Origin of the sequence: Sphingomonas sp. Ag1 (genome assembly GCF_000980895.1) — a bacterium.
Lineage (GTDB): Bacteria > Pseudomonadota > Alphaproteobacteria > Sphingomonadales > Sphingomonadaceae > Sphingomonas > Sphingomonas panaciterrae.
Window position 1 is genome coordinate 910,209 of sequence record NZ_LAZX01000094.1, and the last position, 18,310, is coordinate 928,518.

The 18,310-nt window shown below is 63.6% G+C and carries 15 protein-coding genes and 1 pseudogene; 4 read left to right on the forward strand and 12 right to left on the reverse strand.

Annotation, left to right across the window (positions count from 1 at the left end; translation table 11 throughout):
- Window positions 1–11: 11 nt before the first annotated feature.
- Together XM50_RS17270 and XM50_RS17275 are read right to left on the reverse strand one after the other, a co-directional pair.
- A complete protein-coding gene (locus XM50_RS17270; RefSeq protein WP_046411193.1) occupies window positions 12–332 on the reverse strand; it encodes a 2Fe-2S iron-sulfur cluster-binding protein in 321 nt (106 codons plus the stop codon).
- A 212-nt stretch (window positions 333–544) separates the two neighbouring features.
- Entirely contained in the window at window positions 545–976 is a 432-nt protein-coding gene (locus XM50_RS17275; RefSeq protein ID WP_052742635.1) for a glycoside hydrolase family 15 protein, read from the reverse strand.
- A gap of 84 nt (window positions 977–1,060) precedes the next feature.
- Here XM50_RS17275 and XM50_RS17285 point away from each other — a divergent pair.
- Window positions 1,061–2,477: pseudogene (locus tag XM50_RS17285) on the forward strand (IS3 family transposase).
- 334 nt (window positions 2,478–2,811) lie between these two features.
- Window positions 2,812–4,965 (forward strand): PAS domain-containing sensor histidine kinase, encoded by a 2,154-nt coding sequence (locus tag XM50_RS17290; protein WP_052742636.1) that lies wholly within the window; start codon window positions 2,812–2,814, stop codon window positions 4,963–4,965.
- Between the two features lie 175 nt (window positions 4,966–5,140).
- Here XM50_RS17290 and XM50_RS17295 read toward each other — a convergent pair whose 3' ends face one another.
- The 4 genes from XM50_RS17295 to XM50_RS17310 all read right to left on the reverse strand — a co-directional run bounded on the left by XM50_RS17295 (window position 5,141) and on the right by XM50_RS17310 (window position 8,522).
- Window positions 5,141–6,505 (reverse strand): mechanosensitive ion channel, encoded by a 1,365-nt coding sequence (locus XM50_RS17295; RefSeq protein WP_052742637.1) that lies wholly within the window; start codon window positions 6,503–6,505, stop codon window positions 5,141–5,143.
- 66 nt (window positions 6,506–6,571) lie between these two features.
- Window positions 6,572–7,426, reverse strand: a complete 855-nt coding sequence (locus tag XM50_RS17300; RefSeq protein WP_046411195.1) for a DUF2382 domain-containing protein — start codon at window positions 7,424–7,426, stop codon at window positions 6,572–6,574.
- A gap of 35 nt (window positions 7,427–7,461) precedes the next feature.
- On the reverse strand, window positions 7,462–8,109 hold the full coding sequence (locus XM50_RS17305; RefSeq protein WP_197075577.1) for an OmpA family protein: 648 nt from the start codon (window positions 8,107–8,109) through the stop codon (window positions 7,462–7,464).
- Complete coding sequence (locus XM50_RS17310; RefSeq protein ID WP_269430579.1) at window positions 8,109–8,522, reverse strand: YsnF/AvaK domain-containing protein; 414 nt, start codon at window positions 8,520–8,522, stop codon at window positions 8,109–8,111. Before XM50_RS17310 ends, XM50_RS17305 begins: the two co-directional genes overlap by 1 nt.
- A gap of 144 nt (window positions 8,523–8,666) precedes the next feature.
- On the opposite strand from XM50_RS17310, the gene XM50_RS17315 reads away from it, so the two are divergent.
- Window positions 8,667–10,136 carry a helix-turn-helix transcriptional regulator gene (locus tag XM50_RS17315; RefSeq protein ID WP_046411198.1) on the forward strand — a complete coding sequence of 490 codons (1,470 nt, stop codon included), beginning with the start codon at window positions 8,667–8,669 and terminating at the stop codon, window positions 10,134–10,136.
- A 330-nt stretch (window positions 10,137–10,466) separates the two neighbouring features.
- Here XM50_RS17315 and XM50_RS17320 read toward each other — a convergent pair whose 3' ends face one another.
- Genes XM50_RS17320 through XM50_RS17330 form a run of 4 tightly spaced genes read right to left on the reverse strand, consistent with a single transcriptional unit; the run spans window position 10,467 to window position 16,695 of the window.
- Window positions 10,467–12,659 (reverse strand): PAS domain S-box protein, encoded by a 2,193-nt coding sequence (locus XM50_RS17320; protein ID WP_197075578.1) that lies wholly within the window; start codon window positions 12,657–12,659, stop codon window positions 10,467–10,469.
- Window positions 12,622–13,674, reverse strand: coding sequence for a PAS domain S-box protein (locus XM50_RS19295; RefSeq protein ID WP_052742639.1), 1,053 nt, complete (start codon window positions 13,672–13,674; stop codon window positions 12,622–12,624). Before XM50_RS19295 ends, XM50_RS17320 begins: the two co-directional genes overlap by 38 nt.
- Window positions 13,671–16,508: a hybrid sensor histidine kinase/response regulator gene (locus XM50_RS17325; RefSeq protein WP_046411199.1), complete on the reverse strand. Its 2,838-nt coding sequence runs from the start codon at window positions 16,506–16,508 to the stop codon at window positions 13,671–13,673. Before XM50_RS17325 ends, XM50_RS19295 begins: the two co-directional genes overlap by 4 nt.
- A gap of 1 nt (window position 16,509) precedes the next feature.
- Entirely contained in the window at window positions 16,510–16,695 is a 186-nt protein-coding gene (locus XM50_RS17330; protein ID WP_046411202.1) for a type II toxin-antitoxin system ParD family antitoxin, read from the reverse strand.
- Between the two features lie 143 nt (window positions 16,696–16,838).
- On the opposite strand from XM50_RS17330, the gene XM50_RS17335 reads away from it, so the two are divergent.
- On the forward strand, window positions 16,839–17,039 hold the full coding sequence (locus XM50_RS17335; protein ID WP_046411204.1) for a hypothetical protein: 201 nt from the start codon (window positions 16,839–16,841) through the stop codon (window positions 17,037–17,039).
- An 83-nt stretch (window positions 17,040–17,122) separates the two neighbouring features.
- Here XM50_RS17335 and XM50_RS17340 read toward each other — a convergent pair whose 3' ends face one another.
- Window positions 17,123–17,359: a hypothetical protein gene (locus XM50_RS17340; protein WP_046411905.1), complete on the reverse strand. Its 237-nt coding sequence runs from the start codon at window positions 17,357–17,359 to the stop codon at window positions 17,123–17,125.
- 62 nt (window positions 17,360–17,421) lie between these two features.
- Window positions 17,422–17,826, reverse strand: a complete 405-nt coding sequence (locus tag XM50_RS17345; RefSeq protein ID WP_046411207.1) for a DUF1622 domain-containing protein — start codon at window positions 17,824–17,826, stop codon at window positions 17,422–17,424.
- Between the last annotated feature and the right edge of the window lie 484 nt (window positions 17,827–18,310).

Below are 18,310 nucleotides of genomic sequence, written 5' to 3' on the forward strand. Positions count from 1 at the left end.
GATGATGGGGCTCAGTGCTGGCTTTCGGGCATGGTGACGATCAGCCCGTCGAGCGCGGGCGTAACCTCGATCTGGCACGACAGCCTGCTGTTGCTTTCCACGTTTTCAGCGAAGTTCAGCATCTCGGCTTCCTGCTCGGTGCGCTCACCGGTCGCCGTCAGCCAGTCTGGATCGACATAAACGTGGCACGTTGCACAGGCGGCCGCGCCGCCGCAATCGGCATCAATACCGGGCACGCCGTTCTTTACCGCGCCCTCCATCACGCTCCAGCCGTCGGTGACCTGCTGTTCATGACGCGTGCCGTCGTGCTCGACGTAGATGATCGTTGCCATCGGTTCCTCTCGGTGCCGTTCGTCCACGAAGTGGAAGGTCTGTTGATACAGGCGTAATCCTTACTGACAGCCGTGACAATAGGAGAGTGTCGGGTCGTGAGGTCGCATCCGCGCATCGTGAAGATGGCGGCTTACCTGACTCGGCCCATCGAACAGCGCGTCCCAGCGTTGCAAGGTGAGTAACAGTTGCCGGCGCATCGAGCGGGGTTTCCTTACGGTTGCCAGCTTGGCCGGTACGCTGGGTCCAAACGCCGATCCAGGAAGTGCGCGGCGCTGATGAAGGCCAGATGGGTGAGCGCCTGGGGAAAGTTTCCCGACGACAAGCCGCGCACGTCTACCTCCTCGGCGAACAGGCCGAGATGGTTGGCATAAGCCGCACCCTTGGCAAGCTGCATCCGCGCCTCATCCAAGCGGCCGGCGCGCGCCAGGCACTCCGCAAACCAGAATGTGCATGTCGTAAAGGCGCCTTCATCGCCTTCGAGCGCGTCGTCGACACGGTAGCGGTAGACCAGCCCGTCATCGCACAATTGCTCGCCGATCGCATCGAGCGTCTGAAGCCACACGGGATCGGTCGATGATACGAAGCGGACGAGGGGCATCATCAGCAACGCCGCGTCCAGCTCGCGCCCGCCCCGCTCCTGCACTGTCCGCCGTCAGCACCAATGGCACAGATTTGAGGTTGTGATTTAAGGAGGATCTAGGCTTCGTCGTAGTGACGAAGGAACGAGATGAAGCCCAGATCCTCCAATGCAAAATCGTCGGCGAAGGCCCCTGCTGAGCAGGTGGTGAAGGACATCCGGCGGCAGACGCGGCGCCACTTTTCGGCCGAGGACAAGATCCGCATCGTGCTGGATGGCCTGCGCGGGGAAGACAGCATCGCCGAGCTATGCCGCAAGGAAGGCATTGCCCAGAGCCTGTATTACACCTGGTCGAAGGAGTTCATGGAAGCTGGCAAGCGCCGCCTGGCCGGCGACACCGCCCGTGCCGCGACCACCGGAGAGGTCCAGGACCTGCGCCGCGAAGCCCGGGCCCTGAAGGAATGCGTGGCCGATCTGACACTGGAAAACCGTCTGCTCAAAAAAAGCATGGTCGCGGATGGGGGCAACGACGAATGAGATATCCCGCATCCGAGAAGCTCGAGATCATCAGAACCGTCGAGCAGTCGCACCTGTCGGCCAAGCGCACGCTGGACCAACTCGGCATCCCTCGTCGGACATTCTACCGCTGGTATGATCGCTACCTCGAAGGCGGGCCGGAGGCGTTGGAAGATCGGCCATCGGCGCCGAGCCGGGTGTGGAACCGCATCCCGGCGGGCATCCACGACCAGATCATCGAGCTGGCGCTGGAACAGTCTGAGCTGAGCCCCCGGGAACTGGCCGTGCGCTTCACCGATGGGCAGCGCTACTTCGTGTCGGAATCCACGGTTTACCGCCTGTTGAAGGCCCACGACCTGATCACCAGCCCGGCCTATGTCGTGATCAAGGCTGCCGATCAGTTCCACACGAAAACCACGCGGCCGAACGAGATGTGGCAGACCGACTTCACCTACTTCAAGATCATCGGGTGGGGCTGGATGTATCTGTCGACCGTGCTCGACGACTTCTCGCGCTACATCATCGCCTGGAAGCTGTGCACCAACATGCGAGCCGAGGACGTCACCGACACGCTGGACCTCGCCCTGGCGGCTTCTGGTTGCGACAGCGCCACGGTGCTGCACAAACCCCGGCTACTCAGCGATAATGGCCCCAGCTACATCGCGGGTGAGCTGGCGGAATACATCGAGGCCCGGAAGATGAGCCATGTGCGCGGCGCCCCGTGTCATCCCCAAACCCAGGGCAAGATCGAGCGCTGGCACCAGACCCTGAAAAACCGCATCTTGCTGGAAAACTACTTCCTGCCCGGCGACCTCGAAGCCCACATCACCGCATCTTGCTGGAAAACTACTTCCTGCCCGGCGACCTCGAAGCCCACATCGAGGCCTTCGTCGAGCACTACAATCACCAGCGATACCACGAGAGCCTGGCCAACGTGACGCCTGCCGACGCCTACTTCGGCAGGGCTCCGGCAATCATCAAACTGCGCGAAAGGATCAAGCGACAGACCATCGAACATCGGCGCTTGCAGCACCGCAAGTTCGCCGCCTAACATCAACCCCCTGACGAGGTCCGCACTCCGCTAATCTACGCCGCGAGTTGTGCCGAATGTTCTGACGACGGACACTTCTTCAAGCAGGTCCTGGAGGATCATCGCGATGAACGGCTCATCTTCGATGATCAGTACGTGACACACTGGCGCGTTTCCCTCTTGCGATGTGTGTTAACGTCGCGGCAGCCATCCGGGTCCCGCAGGCGCGGCCTTTTACGGGCACGGCTCGAAGCTCTCGTGGGTTCGACGCTGTGAGATTGTCGTAGGTAAGCCAACCAGTTATAAGATCTGGGCCCGCGGGGGATCGATAGCGCTGGCATAAACGGGACGGGCTTTGGACAATCAGGAACTTGCCGGCTTCGACGCCGACGCACTTCGTGACGAGATCGTCAGACTGAGATCGCTGCTCGTGCAGGCGGGGATCGATGCCGAGCGCGCGCAAGCCGACGCTGCACTATCCGTGTTAGGCCACGCAGATGCGTTCGCGGCGAGGCATGCGAACACCCGGAAAGCGGAGGAGCAGGCGGGCAGCGCCGCTGAGGCCGCTCAGGGCCGTTACGACCTGGTCGAAGCGCATCGTGACGAGTTGCAGGCGCTCAACGACTGGCTCGGCCAGATCGGTGCGGCGCTGTCGCTCAGCGAGGCGCGCTATCGCGCGATCCTCGACAGCTCCACCGATTACGCCATCATCGCCACCGACTTGGACGGGGTGATCACCACCTGGAACGAGGGCGCCCGCCAGATCCTCGGTTGGCCCGAGGAGGAACTGCTCGGAACCCGGGCTGACATCATCTTTACGCCTGAGGACCGGGAGCAGCGGCGGCCGCAGACCGAGATGAGCCTCACCTTGCGCGACGGACGCGCCTCGGACGAGCGCTGGCACATGCGCAAGGATGGCCGCCGCTTCTGGGCTGCCGGCCTGCTCATGCCGCTCAAGGTCGACGGCGAGGTCCGCGGCTTCCTCAAGATCCTTCGTGACCGCACCCAGGAACGCGAGGCGGAGGAGCATCGCCGCCGCATCGAAGAGCGGCTCGAGCTGGCACTCGGCGCCGCCGTCATGGTCGGTATCTGGGACTGGGAGTTCGCGACCGACCTGATCTACGCGGACGCCAACTTTGCCAGCATCTACGGCATCGATCCGGAGCTCGCCGGGCGCGGTGCGCCCCTGGCGGACTATACGCATCGGTTTCATCCCGACGACCTGCCGGGTTTCGAGTTGGCGCTGAAGAAGACGCTGGAGGACGGGACACCGTTTTCGCACGAATATCGCGTGTTACAGGCCGATGGCTCGTTTCGCTGGCTGCTCGCCCGCGGCAACGTGGTTCGCGACGCGGATGGGACGCCGGTGCGCTTCCCAGGCGCCAGCATCGACATCACCGACCGTAAACTCGCCGAGGACCGGCAGGCGGCCTTGGTCGAGCTGAGTGATCGCTTTCGGGACGTCGAGGACACGGCGGAGATCACTGCCATCACGGCGCAAGTGCTCGGCCGGGTGCTGCGATTGACCCGGGGCGGCTACGGCTCGGTCGATCCTACCGGCAGCTTCGTCGAGGTGGACCGTGACTGGACGGCGTCCGACGTCCAGAGCATCGCCGGGCGGCATCGTTTCGCAGACTACGGCTCGTTCAACGAAGACCTGCGCAAGGGCCGCACCGTCGTCATCGACGACGTCGAAGAGGATCCCCGCACTAGCAGCGATCTGCCGCGCTTGCGGCGGCTCGGTATTCGCGCACTCTTCAACGTACCCGTGATGGAGCATGGGCGGCTGGTCGGGATCCTTTTCCTCCACGACAACAAGGTGCGCCACTGGTCGCGGGCCAAGGTCGACTTCGTGCGTGACGTGGCGCAGCGTACGCGTGATGCCGTCGAGCGGCTCCGGGCGGAGGATCACCAGCGACTGCTAGCCAACGAGCTTCAGCATCGCGTCAAGAACACGCTGGCGATGATCCAGGCGATTGCGGCACAGACCTTCAAGGATGCAGCCACGCCCGAGGCGCAGAGCGCGTTCGCCAATCGCGTGGTCGCGCTTGCGCATGCGAACGACGTTTTGACAAAGGCCGGCTGGACCGCCGCGCCGGTCGAGGATGTGGTGACCGGGGCGACCATCCCGCATTGCGCCGGCCCGGAGCGCTTCACCCTTTCGGGTCCTGCGATCGAGATCGCTGCCCGCGCCGCCCTGGCGATGACGCTGGCGCTCCACGAACTTTGCACCAACGCATCCAAATACGGTGCGCTGTCGGTCGAGGGCGGCCACGTCACGATCGAGTGGGAGATCGATGCGGAGGCGAACTTCCAGCTGCGCTGGCGGGAACGAGGCGGCCCTGCGGTGGCTGTACCGACGCGAAAGGGCTTTGGCACCCGGCTTCTCGAGCGCAGCCTTGGCGCTCAGCTCGGCGGATCGGTGAACATCGACTATGCGCCGGAAGGTGTGACCTGTCTGTTCCAGGTGCCGCTGGTGGCGGTGCAGGACGTGGTGGGCGCTGCCTGAACCGAGCCATTACGTTGACGGCTTGTGGGTGCCGCCCGGGCGCGCGTGTCGGCAGCTATCGACCCGACCTCGGCCTTCGTTGATCAACGCACGTCGCCTGAAACCTGCCGTCCATTCGGATCGGCTGCGAGGCGAAGGAACTGATCCTCCGCCTCGCGTACGCGCCCACAACTGATTAGAGGTCGCGAGGTGATCCTTCGGGTGACTGCGGCCGGAGCGTTGTCTGTGCCTGAGGAGGGATGCCGGGCGTTCCCGTCGTGCCAGAAAGGCGTTGCACCATCATCCGCGCCGCTTCGCGTCCACCAAGGCCGAAGGCGAGCGCGAATGCGACAGCCATAGCACCCAAGATCAGGCCAAAGGCGAGATTGATGATGTCGTCGGCGAGTCCCATGAAACGCAGCCCAATGGCGGTGCCGAGTACGATGATCGCGATATGCACGATCTTCGCCGTCAGCTCCGCATTAGCCCCGCCGCTCGCGCGCACGACTGTCGAGACCAGCTTCGCGATGGCGATTGCTGCGGCGATGATGACAGCGCCGAAGATGACCGAGCCGAGCAGGGTCAGGATCTCCGCCATCATACGCGAGCCATAAGCGAAGTTGAGCTGCCGGAACGCCTCCATCAGGCCGAAGATAATGATGGCGACGAACACGGCGTGGCCGAGCAGCTTCGACGGCACCAGCGCCGGGGTTGCCGGCGTTCCCGCCGACGTCGATGGGACCCCTGGGGCGGGCGTCGTGCTTGAGGGGAACACGCCAAGCGCGCTGATCGTGCGATCGAAGCCGGTGCCGCTCAGGAACTGGCTGAGCAGTTGCGACGCAAAGCGGCCGATCACATAGGCGAGCGCGAGAATGATCGCGGCCGCGACGACATGCGGGATGCTGTCGAGAATGATCCGGAGCATTGCGGTCGCCGGCTCGGAGATCGCGCGTATGTTGAGCTGATCGAGCGCGGCGATTGCGACCGGGATGATGATGAGCGCGAACACAATGCCCCCAACCATCCGCGGGAGCGTCGAAGGATCGGCCTTGGCCATGCCGGCGCGCTCGGCAAGCTGTTCGGTGCGCGCTGCGGTCAGCACCGCCTCCACCGCCTTCTTGGCGACGCTAGCGACGATGTAGCCGACGAAGAAGATCAGCCCCGCGCCGATAATGTTGGGGATGGCGGCGCCGAACTGGTTGAGCATGCGGCCGACCGGGCTGGTGGCAGCGGCCAGGCCGAGCGGCTGCGCGGCAAGCACGAGCGCGATCAGGATCACGATCCAGAACGCCGCGTCGCCGACCTGCGCGCCGACGCTCTTGGGATTGCGACCCGTCTCAGGGATGCCTGACTGCCGGTGCGCCTGACGCGCCAGCGGCGTCTTGTTGACCAGCGCGGCGACGCCCCACTTGGCCGCTTTCGCCAGAAGGTAGCCGATCAGGAGAATGACGGCCGCGGCAAGAACGCGCGGCCCCCACTCCTGAAGATAAAGAACGGCGGTGTCGCCGAAGTTGCGGGTGCCGGCGATCATGCCGTCCGCTGTCACATAGTTCGGGTTCATCGCCGTCTCCCCTGTTGGCAAGGCGTGTGAGCCCGGCGCGGCTGTCACCGCGCCGGGCTCCACCGACTAGATACGCTTGTCGGTGTCTCGGAAGGTCGAGCCGCGGGTCTCGGCGTCGGTGTCGCGATCGACCTCCACGTCGGTGCGGCGCACGGTGTCGTCGACCTCCTCGACATGCTCCTCGGCCGTCTTGGAAACCACGACCTCCTCGACGACGCGAGCGGTCTTGCCGACCACCGCTTCCTCACCGGTCGCGGTCATGTCGATCGTCCTCTCGCGGAACGCGTCGGTATCGGCCGCCGAAAGCGGCTGATCGACTGAGCGACGCTCCACGTTGACGCGCTCGTTGCGGAGACGAATCTGCTCGTGAACCGGCGTTTCGGTCACATAGGAGCGGACGCGCACCCCGCCGCGGCTCACGTCACGCTTGCCGACAACCAATTGCTCCTCGACGATCGGGATCACCTCTTCCTGCTCGGCCGTGCGGCCGGCGGTTTCGCGACGGTCGAAGCTGCCGAGAGCGGCTCCGGTCGCGCCTGCAGCGGCACCAGCGCCGGGATAATCCCAGCCCGACGAACGCCACTGGCTCGAACGGTCATCGATGTCGATCGAGTTGGCCTCTTCGAGCACTCGCACCGCCTCGTCGACGCAATCATCATCGACGTCAGCGGTCAGCAGCGCACCGCCGCGGCGCACGCCTTCCTCGTAGGTGTGGCGGTCCTCGTCGGGCACGAACGCGTTCTTGATCGAGTCCCAAAAGCCGCGGTCCTCATGCGTCGAGTAGCCTGTCTCCTTGTAGCCGGCGCTCGACTTGTCGTGGATATGGATGTGGTCGGCGTCGACCCGGGCGCTCTTTAGCCGGTCCTTGGCGGCCTCGGCGTCGGCTCGGCTGTCGAACAGGGCGGTGATGGTGCTGGACATGATCTTTCTCCTGCGATTGAAAACGGATTGGCGGCTTACCTCGCCGTCACGACGAGTTCGGTGCGGCGGTTTTCAAAGCGACCGCCGGCGGTGGCGTTGGTGTCGACCGGATCGGTCTCGCCACCGGAGACGGTCTCGATACGGCCGGTATCGATCCCTTGCGCGACCAGCGCCGACTTGACGCTATCAGCGCGAGCCTTGCCGAGCGCCATGTTGGCCGCATCGCCGCCGCGCGCGTCGGCGTAGCCCGCAATGCGGATTCTGGCGTTCGGATACTGCTTGAGGGCCGCGGCCACCTCGTTCACCTCTGCGGCATCGGCCTGTCGGATATTGCTTTTGGCCGTGTCGAAGTTGAGCTTCTCGAACGTGAAGGTGCGCGGTGCCGGCTCGCTGCCAGCGAGGTAACCGCCGAGGGCGGAGGTTCCTACGGCAGCAGCGGAAGTCGCCGCATTGGGCGTCGTCGCGACCACCGCGCCGTTGGTCGCCGGGGCGGCCGCCGTCGTGTCTGTCGACGTTGCTACCGGGGCGATGGCTGCATCATCGCGGCCGCAGCGGCTAAGCGCAAACAGCAGCGCCAGCAGGCCGAGTGCCAAGAGAACCCAGGGCAGCCAGTTGAAGCCCTTCTTCTTCTCGATGTGGATGTGGCTAGGCGCGCCGTCGCGATGGTCGTTGGGTGCGGGCATCAAGTGTTCTCCTGTTGATCGAGTTGGGTCCGCTCGACCTCCACGTGCGTCCGGCGCAGCGTCGCGGGGAGCTCGACGCCTTCGGTGGTCACCATCCGGCGGAGATGGAGCTCCTCGACGAGAAACAGGCGTTTCTCGACTACCAGACGCTCCTCCAGCACCGGCACGATCGTGACGTCGCCTTCGCTGCGGATGGGCGGCGCCTCGGCCACCTCGCGGTCGACTGGTACGCGTGTGACCTCCACATGCTCACGGCGCAGGGCGTCCCGAACGACTACCTTCTCCTCCGCCAAGGATGTTTGCACCCGGACATGCTCGGTTTCGACCGCACGTTTGGTGACGTGGGCTTCCTCCTGAATAATCGGGATATGCAGATCGTCGGACATGGCTTGCCTTGCAGTTCGTTCGCTCAACTGCCGGGCGCTCCGATAGCTCCCGGAGTGCGTCGATTATGCGGGTTAGACTTGGTAGAGCTGTACTAGACTGACCAGTAGATATTCGACCTGCGTTGGCGTCCTGCCGCGGAACAACGGCAAGCGGCGGGCGCTTCCCGGAGTATGGCTGCCCCTCTCCCCACCTCCTTGGCCGGCGGCACGCTGCGTCACCTGGAACAGCTGATCGACGGCCTTACCGCCGGCGTGATCCTGATTGATCTCTCGGGTTCGATCGTCTGGTGCAACGATGCCGCGCTGAGCATGCATGGTGTCGAGAAGACCGGGGATCTCGGCGGTACAGCCGACGAATATGTGAAGCGGTTCGCGCTCACGATGCCCAACGGGCATCGCCTCGCTAGCCGCGAATATCCAGTCATGCGGGTGCTTGCAGGCGAGAGCTGCCCGGATCTCGTCGTCCGGGTCGCAGCAGCCGGAACGGACGAGCCGCGCTGGACTCACCACATCCGCGATGTGGTCATGAGCGGCGACGACGACGAACCCGACTGCCTGGCGCTCGTTATCCAGGACCTGTCCGAGCAGAGTGAGGCGGAAGCCCGCTTCGAAGCCATGTTCCAGGCAAATCCAGCGCCAGCCCTGATCCTGCGGCTCAGCGATCAGCGCTTCGTCCGTGCCAACCGCGGCTTCCTGGAGATGACCGGGCAGGCCCCCACGGGCGTCATCGGGCGCAGCCTCTACGAGTTCGATATCCTAAACGAGGCCGAACGTCTGGAGCTTGCGAAGCAGCGCCTCAAGGAGGGCCGCACCATTCCGCAGATGGAGGCGGAACTGCCCATGCCCGACGGGCATACGAAGCTCGTGATCCTGGCGGGCCAGCCGATCGAGGTCGGCGACGATAAGTGCATGCTGTTCACCTTTGCCGACCTGGAGCCACGGAGGCGCGCAGAGCGTGCATTGCGCGACGGTGAGGAACACTTCTCCACCCTCTTCAGGATGGCGCCCGTCGCAATGGCACTGACCTCGCCGGACGGCCACCGGATGATCGAGGCGAACGACGCATTCTGGCAGCTTACGGGCTACACCTCAGCGGGTTTCCTCGGGCGTACCGCGGGCGATCCGGAGCTCTGGGCCGACGTCGGCGAGCGCAATGCGGCGGAGGCGGAGATCGATCGCGGCGGTGGCGTGCGCAATCGCGACGTGCGATTGCTCGACGCCAGCGGACAGGCTGTCGACTGCCTGCTCTCTGCCGAGCGGATGACTCTTCGCGGCGAACGTTGCACGCTCTGGCTGTTCCAGGACATCAGCGATCGCCGGAGCAGCGAACTCGACCTGGTCAGTGCGATCGAGGCCGTGATGAAGGATGCGAGCTGGTTCAGCCGCTCCATCATGGACAAGCTCGCCACGTTGAAGAACCCGCGAGGGTCGGAAGAGCGGCAACCCTCTGCGGAGCTTACAACTCGGGAACGGGAGGTTCTGAGCCTCATTTGCGAAGGCCTAGACGACAAGGCGATCGCGGGCAGGCTCTCGCTTTCATCGAACACCGTCCGCAACCACGTTGCCAGCATCTATGCAAAGATCGGGGTGAACCGTCGTGCTGGCGCCATCGTCTGGGCGCGGGAGCGCGGGCTTGCTTGAGCAGGCTCCTCCGTCCCACGTTCCTGAACGTAGCGTCTCGACGGAGTACGCCTTAGCGGCCCGCCACCCGTAGCAGCTCACGACCATTCCCGGCCGTTGGGTAGATCGGCGCGACATCCCTTAACCGGCCGTTCCAACAACTCGCAGCAGTCCCGTTTCTCCATTTTCAACGGACCATTCCGGGAAAACGCAATCGGGAACAGGCTTTGAGAAAACGGCCCAGCCGGAGGCATTGGAAAACGGATCCTACCTTGGCGGTCTCCCTGAACCTTCCAAAACGAGAGAGATTGACGTGCGGCGACCGGTTTTTTCAACAGCCCAAGACGGGCGCTAATTTCTGCCTTGAAGCATCTGCCGGATCTTGGTCGCCAACGCGTCGACGGCAAAGGGCTTCGTCATCATCTCCATACCACGGTCAAGGAAGCCGCCACGCACCGCCGCATTCTGTGCATAGCCAGTGATGAACAGGACCCGCAGCTCGGGACGGTGCTCGCGCGCAATCTCAGCGATCTGTCGCCCGTTCAGGCCAGGCAGGCCAACGTCGGAGATCAGCAAATCGATCTTGCGATCCGACTGCAAAATCGGAATGGCCGCGCGTCCGTCAGAGGCCTCGATCGAGACATAACCCAGCTCCTCGAGCACCTCGAGTACGATCATCCTCACCGAGGGATCGTCCTCAACGAGCAGCACGGTCTCCCCGTCTCCGTCTGGGGCTTGCCGTCCCTCGCCGGCTGCCACCTCGACCTCTCCTTCGAAGCGGGGAACATAGAGCTTAATGGTCGTGCCTTGACCAAGCTCGCTATAGATGCGGACATGCCCCCCTGCCTGACGAGCAAAGCCGTAGATCATCGATAAGCCAAGGCCTGTGCCCTGACCCACTGGCTTGGTCGTGAAGAAGGGCTCGAATACCTTCTCGACCGTTGAGGGCGCCATGCCGATCCCGGTGTCCGATACGCAGATGACGACATAGTCGCCGGGAGACACGTCCGTGTGCTCGCGCGCATAGCGTTCGTCGAGGTGGGTGTTCGCGGTCTCGACCGTCAGCTTGCCTCCGTCCGGCATGGCGTCACGCGCGTTGATGCACAGATTGAGCAGCGCACTCTCGAGCTGGTGCGCATCGGTGTGCCCTGCCCAAAGGTTGGTTGCGAAGTGGGTTTCGAGCGCAACCTGTTCGCCGAGCGTCCGCCTCAGCAGATCCTCCATGCCGCTCACCAGCCCATTCACGTCGATGGGCTTGAGGTCGAGCGACTGTCGGCGCCCGAAGGCGAGGAGGCGTGCAGTCAGTGCTGCCGCGCGCTGGGCTGACGTGTTCGCCGCATCGACATAGCGATCAACCGTCTCCATCCTGCCCGTCTTGATATGGCGCTGGATGAGATCGAGGCTCCCAATCACGCCGGTCAGCATGTTGTTGAAGTCGTGTGCGATGCCGCCCGTGAGCTGGCCGACTGCCTCCATCTTCTGCGCCTGACGCAATTGCTCATGCGCCTGCGCCAGCTCCGCGGCCTGTTGTCTCTCGGCCGTTACATCGCGTCCGGTCGCGTAGGTGACGTCTTCTCCCTGCGCCGCAACCCAGGAGATCCAGCGCACGGAGCCGTCCTTGTGGCGATATCGGTTGACGATACGCGGCATGCCGCCCTCGGCTGCCAGCGTGTAGGCGTCGACCGTCTCACTGTGATCGTCCGTCAGGACGAACTCGTTGACATGGTGGCCGATCAGTTCGTCCGGTTCGTAACCGAGCATGCTCGTCCATGCAGGATTTACCCGGCGGAAATAGCCCTCGAAGTCGATCAACAGCAGGAGATCGGGCGATGTTTGCCAAAGCCGGTTCAACTCGGTCGTGCGTGCCTGAACCTCCTGCTCGAGCGTATCTTTCAGCTCAACGAGACGCCGTTCTGCGTCTTTGCGAGGAGTGCTGTCGCTGAAGAAAATGGCGATCTGCCGATCGGCTGGATCGCCGACGCGCACCGCGCGGACATCGAACCAACGCTTGAATGCTTCTGCATAGCTCTCGAAGGTCGCAGGCTCGCCGCTCTTGGCAACGTGGCCGTAGGTGTCGAACCAGAACTGTTCCAGGTCCGGCGCATACTCAGTGACCCACTTTCCACGCAGGTCGACCCCCGACTGGCGCTCGAAGGCGGGATTGGCTTCAAGGAACCGGTAATCGATCGGGCGATCGTCAGCGTCGAACTTGACCTCGACGACCGCGAAGGCCGCCTCGATTGTCTCAACGATCGTCTTGAAGCGCTCCTCACTGCGCGCCAGCGCATCGCGCGCAGCACGCTGATCGGTCACGTCACGGGCAACGCCGGCAAAGCTGACCGGCTTCCCACTTTCATCGCGTTGGATCGAACCCTTGCGTGCGATCCAGCGCAGTGCACCGGTGTCGGCCCGGCGAATGCGGTACTCAACATCTGTCGGAGCGGAGCCGCCCGCACGGGACTCAAGGTCCGACACCAGATGCCGGTCCTCGGAGATCACGAGATCTTCAAAGACCCGCGCTGGATGCACATTCATCCATACCATAGAGCCGGCAGAACTCAGGGGTGGCGTGCAGGATGCCATCGATACCGACGTGAAACACGCCAACCCCGCCGGCCTCCTGAGCCCAGCGGAGGTTCAGCTGACTTGCCTCGAGCGCCTGACCGGCGAGATGCTGCTCGGTGCGGTCGCGCAGGATCTTCACATAGCCGGTGTGGGTGCCCGACCTGTCGTTGAGCGGCGACAGCTCACCACTCGCCCAGAAGCGTTCGCCGCCCTTGCGAACGTGCCAGCGCTCGTCGACCGCCCGTCCTTCCTCTCTCGCGCACTCGATCTCTCGCAAGGGTACGCCGGCAGCGCGATCCTCCTCGGTGTAGATAAGGGCGTTATCTCGGCCCAGAGCTTCGGCCTCGGTCCAGCCGAGGACCTGCTCTGCTCCATGGCTCCATTCGACGATGATGCCGCCCAGATCCATCGCGATGATCGCAAAATCGCGTGCGCTGTCCACGATGGCACGGTGGCGTGCTTCGGTGTTGGCAGTACGCCGCGCGGCGACGCGCTGCTCGAGCTGCGCCATGACCTGCCGCGCCAGGACTTTGATCGTCCTGATCTGGAGATCGGTCAGTTCGCGCGGCTTGTGGTCGAGTACGCACAACGTACCGATCGGCAGCCCATCGGGCGACTTCAGCAATGCTCCCGCATAGAAGCGCAGATGCGGTTCGTCCGTCACGAGCGGGTTGCAGTCGAACCGCGGGTCTTGGGTCGCGTCCGGCACGAGGAGGAAGTCCTCCTCGAGGATCGCACGCGCGCAGAAGGACGTCTCGAGCGGCGTCTCGCGCACGCCAAGGCCCACTTCCGCTTTGAAAAATTGGCGACCGTCGGCGATGAAGTTAACGACGGCAATCGGGGCCTCACAGATCGCCGCCACCAGTTCGGCAACCTCGTCGAAGGCTGTCTCGCGCGGGGTGTCGAGCACGCCATACTGCTCGAGCGCCACCAAGCGACGGCGTTCGCGATCGTCCTGATCAGCCATGAGGCCGGTTTGACTTGTCTCGGTCATCCGCGCTTGATCCGGTTGAGGACGTCGACAACCTTGCCGACGCTATAGGGCTTCTGGAGCAGGTCGAAGCCATGTGCACCTTCCTGGGCCAGCACCTGGCTGTAGCCCGAGGTGAGCACGACAGGCAGCTCGGGATGGAGGCGGCGCAGTTCCTGCGCCAGCTCGATCCCGCTCATCCCCGGCATCACGACGTCGGTGAATACGACATCGAAGCGGTCCGGCTGCTCGTTGATCCGGTCGAGCGCGACCTGCGCATTAGGCGCCCACACGGTGCCGTAACCGACATCCTCCAGCAACTGGGTCGCGAACTCACCGACGAGCTGATTGTCTTCGACAACCAGAACGCAGCCTTCTCCGGGCGACGAGACCCGTTCCTCATGCGGCGCCGCAACGCTCACCGTACTGGACGCGCCCTGCGCGCGAGGCAGATAGAGGATGAATTCGGTGCCGACGCCTGCCTCGCTCCTCACGATGACCTCACCGCCCGACTGCTTGGCAAAGCCATAGACCTGGCTCAGTCCCAATCCTGTGCCCCGGCCGACTTCCTTGGTGGTGTAGAAGGGCTCGAAGATGCGCGCTTGCGTACCGGCATCCATGCCTGTCCCGGTGTCGGCAATGGTCACCGTCACATAATCGCCAATCGCCTCGACATGGTTGCGCACCGCCGGAATACGGTCGGACTGGCCCGTCGAGATCAGGATCTCACCGCCCTCGGGCATCGCGTCCCGGGCATTGACGATCATGTTGAGGATGGCCGTATCAAACTGGTTGCGGTCAACCTCCACCCCGGCACCGACCGCGATGGCACTCGTCACGATGTTGATCCGCGATCCGGTCGTCGTGCGCAGGATCGGGAGCGACGACAGCAACTGATTGCCGAGGTCGAAATGTTCGGCCTTGAGTGGCTGACGACGCGCAAAGGCGAGGAGCTGCGCGGTGAGCTTGGCTGCGCGGTCTGTGGTTTCGGAGATCGCGTCGGTGTAGCGCTTGCGGCGCTCCTCCGTGATGTTGGGGCGCGACAGCAGCTCGACCGACGACTTGATGATCGTCAGCAGATTGTTGAAGTCGTGTGCGACACCGCCGGTGAGTTGGCCCACCGCCTCCATCTTCTGCGCCTGCCGGAGCGCGCTTTCCGCTTGCTCTCGCACCGCAATCTGGGCCAGCAGCTCTTCGTTCTTGGCGAGCAGCTCGCCCGTCCGGCGGTCGACAGCATGCTCGAGATCCAGGTTCAGCCGGTTGAGGGCGACCTCTTGCATCTTCTCGGCGGTGACGTTCGCACTGACCCCGCCGAGCGCGATAACCGCGCCGTTTGCGTCCCGCACCACCTGTCCGCGCGAGTGAATCCAATGCTCGGTTTCGTCCGGCCAGCGGATCCGGAAGGCGATGTCATATTCCTGACCGGTGTCGACGCTGTGCTGGATCGCGCGCATCCGGTCTTCACGGTCGTCCGGGTGGATGCATGCCTGCTGCTCTTCGAACGTGAAGGGCAGGTCAGGATTACGGCCATAGTTGACTCGGCACTGGCGCGAGGTGGTGAGCACCTGGTCGGGAACGCTGATCGAGAACGTCCCGAGCTTGCCGGCATCGAGCGCGAGCTGGAGCTCGGCACGGTTGCGCTCGCGCTCGGCTTCCAGACATCGCATCGCGTCCGCAGCCTGGAGCGCGTCTTCGATGTCCTGTATGACGGTGACAGCCGCGACGATGGCATCGCCCCCATCAAGTACCGGTCCGCTGCTTACCTCCAGCCGCCGAAGCGAACCGGCGGGATGGTCACCCTCTTCGCCGACGCGGTAGCGCATCAACTCGCGGTCCACACGCTCGCCTGTCGTCAGCGCGCGGACAGTCGGATAATCCCGCGGCTCGTACGCACTGCCGTCTTCCCTGATGGCCCCGTAATTGGAGTAGCGCTCGAGACCTTCGCCCTTCGCTCCATGACCAAGCGTCGCCCTGAGCTTCTCGTTGATGACTGGCTGGCGATCGGGCGAGGCGGGTGCGATCGAGATACCAATCGGTGCCTGACTCACCACCGCATCGAGCAGACCCTTCTCATAGGCTAGGTCGCTCTCCGCCTGCTGCTGATCCTCGACGTCGACACAGGTGCCGATCCAGCGCGTTATCTCGCCCGCATCGTTCCGTTCCGGGATCGCGCGGCATCGGAACGCGCGATACGCTCCATCGTGGCGACGGAAGCGGATGCTCTCGGCGAAGTTGCCCTCGCTTTCCACCGCGGCTCGCCACATCTGCACAATGCTGTCGCGGTCGTCGGGGTGGACGGTGTCGGCCCAGTTTTCACCCGCCAGTCCGGCGAGATCCCGGCCCGTATAATCCTGATAGTTCTCGTTGGAGAAGATGTTGCGACCAGCGGTATCGGTCGCGAACACGAAGCCCGGCAGCGCCTGGGTCAGTGCGCGATACTGGCGTTCGCTCTCGCGCATGACCTCGTTGGCTTCATGCTGCGAAGTCCGGTCACGCAGGATCTTGAGATAGCCGATATGCTCGCCCGTCTCATCATCCTCGAAGCGCATCATCAGACCCGACGCCCACAGGCGCGAGCCATTCTTCTTCATGTGCCAACGCTCGTCCTCGCAGCGGCCTTGATCGCGGGCGAGCACCATCTCCAGCTCGCAGCGGTCCGCCGCCCGATCTTCGGGCGTGAAGAAGATGCAGGCGTGCTCACCGCAGAGTTCATCTTCCGACCAGCCGAGCAGTTTCTCGGCGCCCGGGTTCCAGCTCGTGATGAGACCCGCGAGGTCGGTGGTGATGATCGCGAAATCGGTCGCGCTGGTGAGGACCGCGCGCGCGAGCGCAGCCTGCTGTTTCGGATTGTTTGGCATGTCAGTTCGCTGAGGCGACAACCATGGTGACAGGCGATTGCGACGCGGGCTCATGCTTGCGCAACAGCCTCACCGCAGAGCGCACGACCTCGCTGGCGCTGTTGTAGTCACCGGCGGAAACCCGCGCGTCGATATAGGCATCGAGTTCTGGGGTCAGGGATACGTTACGGGTTTGCCGGATAGCCATGTCACGCCCTCAGGCAGAAGCCTAGTTGTGTCAATCTTTGTTATGGGCGCTCCGGGAAGTGGGTCTCGACAGCGTCCACTTCCGATGTGCAACAACCTTTCCAGGCGCTAAATGCGCTAGCAGGCTCGTAGGAGGTAGGATCGATGCTCACCGACCTTGAGACACTGGCAGCGGACATTGCCCACCTCTCGCGAGCTTGCGCTGAGCTGGAGGGAACGGACGCCGCGCTGCTGATCGGGCAGATAGTCGGGCATCTCCGTTTCGCCCTTGAGGAGCTCGCCGATCGGGAGGGCATGCTTCCAGACACTCTGCCGTGGTGGACGCAGTGGTCCCAAATGCGGTGATGTCGCGACAGCACGGGTTTATTCGCGGCGGCCGCAACTTGGGACCGCGATAAACAAACGTCTTCCGTCTCTCTGCTCCAAGCCTATGCGGCAGAAATCCTGTGTTCGAAATCGCCACGCTCGTGATCGTGCACAAGTTTGGAGAGAGATGGCTCATCCATCTCAGCAAGTACCTCGGACAGCGTTTCTCCCGGCTGCGCACCGGATGCGAACGACGAACCGTAGATCTTGCGCAGGGTGCTTACTAACGTGTTGCCGTGCTTGCGGCTGATCTCGTCGTTCTTGTCGCGATGGCGACCGTGGAGACCCGGCTGTTGCATCGTTAAACTCCTGCTTTCCGATGCGAACTGGCGGATGCCGCTTCCCGTTCCAATGTTTGCCGTCATGACCCGGTTTGGTCGCCGGAATGACCTTGATCCTTATCAGCGTCGGCCGGCTTCACGGCCTTCTGCCAGGGCCAGCGCCCCTCGATTTCCACCTCGAGGGAGAAGCTGAGAAACGTCCGGATGAGCACGATGCCAGCAAGCACGATCAGGCTGTGAACGGTCGGTTCGACGGCAACGGTGTTGATGATGTCGGCCGCGACCAGGAACTCCAGCCCGAGCAGAATCGAGCGACCGAGGTTGGAGCGGAACGCCGCGACCAGGGTCTCCCGGGGCGCGCCGCCCTTCGCCATCCTAGACAGGAAAACAGCTAAGGCACCGAAGGAACCCGCTACGATGATGGCGATGCCGACGATCTCGACAACTCGGGTGACGAGATGAATCCAATCCCCTTCGCTGGTCATTACGCGGTCCTAAAAAGCGGGTGCATGGCAACTAGAATATAAGCTCGGTGTTCTTCCGCGAGGTGATTCTCAAACGATAACTCGAACGCAGCGCGATGGATCACCTACGAATACGGGATTAACGCGCCCGCTGCCCGGTGTTCGAGCCGCCCCTACCGCGGGCCAACGTTCATCAACCCATTTCGGGAAACAATATGCAGGAGAGCTCCGCCTACGGCGGCTATCTACATTAAGGTGCCGATAGCTGCCGGGCAGAAAAGTCCCCAATCTCAGTCATTCCGCGGTACTGGCAAGGCGTTTCCAAGCGATCCGTCCGCTCATATGAGCGAGCGGCAGGTCTCGGGCAGCGGGAAGGGGCGCGTGAATGACCGGGTATGCGTCGAAGCGGACGGTTCGCGGCGAGGTTGCGCAGCGCCGACGGGCGCTTCACGGCAGCGCTCGCGTATGCTTGTTAGATCCTGGCGCCAGATCGCTTGTCGCGAAT

What these genes read in the sequence shown, in the direction of transcription:
- XM50_RS17345 (WP_046411207.1), bottom strand. Translation starts at nt 17,826, where the DNA reads ATGACCAGCGAAGGGGATTGGATTCATCTCGTCACCCGAGTTGTCGAG.
- XM50_RS17315 (WP_046411198.1), top strand. Translation starts at nt 8,667, where the DNA reads ATGGCTGCCCCTCTCCCCACCTCCTTGGCCGGCGGCACGCTGCGTCAC.
- XM50_RS17330 (WP_046411202.1), bottom strand. Translation starts at nt 16,695, where the DNA reads ATGGCTATCCGGCAAACCCGTAACGTATCCCTGACCCCAGAACTCGAT.
- XM50_RS17335 (WP_046411204.1), top strand. Translation starts at nt 16,839, where the DNA reads ATGCTCACCGACCTTGAGACACTGGCAGCGGACATTGCCCACCTCTCG.
- XM50_RS17340 (WP_046411905.1), bottom strand. Translation starts at nt 17,359, where the DNA reads ATGCAACAGCCGGGTCTCCACGGTCGCCATCGCGACAAGAACGACGAG.
- XM50_RS17300 (WP_046411195.1), bottom strand. Translation starts at nt 7,426, where the DNA reads ATGTCCAGCACCATCACCGCCCTGTTCGACAGCCGAGCCGACGCCGAG.
- XM50_RS17270 (WP_046411193.1), bottom strand. Translation starts at nt 332, where the DNA reads ATGGCAACGATCATCTACGTCGAGCACGACGGCACGCGTCATGAACAG.
- XM50_RS17320 (WP_197075578.1), bottom strand. Translation starts at nt 12,659, where the DNA reads ATGGTATGGATGAATGTGCATCCAGCGCGGGTCTTTGAAGATCTCGTG.
- XM50_RS19295 (WP_052742639.1), bottom strand. Translation starts at nt 13,674, where the DNA reads ATGACCGAGACAAGTCAAACCGGCCTCATGGCTGATCAGGACGATCGC.
- XM50_RS17295 (WP_052742637.1), bottom strand. Translation starts at nt 6,505, where the DNA reads ATGAACCCGAACTATGTGACAGCGGACGGCATGATCGCCGGCACCCGC.
- XM50_RS17305 (WP_197075577.1), bottom strand. Translation starts at nt 8,109, where the DNA reads ATGCCCGCACCCAACGACCATCGCGACGGCGCGCCTAGCCACATCCAC.
- XM50_RS17325 (WP_046411199.1), bottom strand. Translation starts at nt 16,508, where the DNA reads ATGCCAAACAATCCGAAACAGCAGGCTGCGCTCGCGCGCGCGGTCCTC.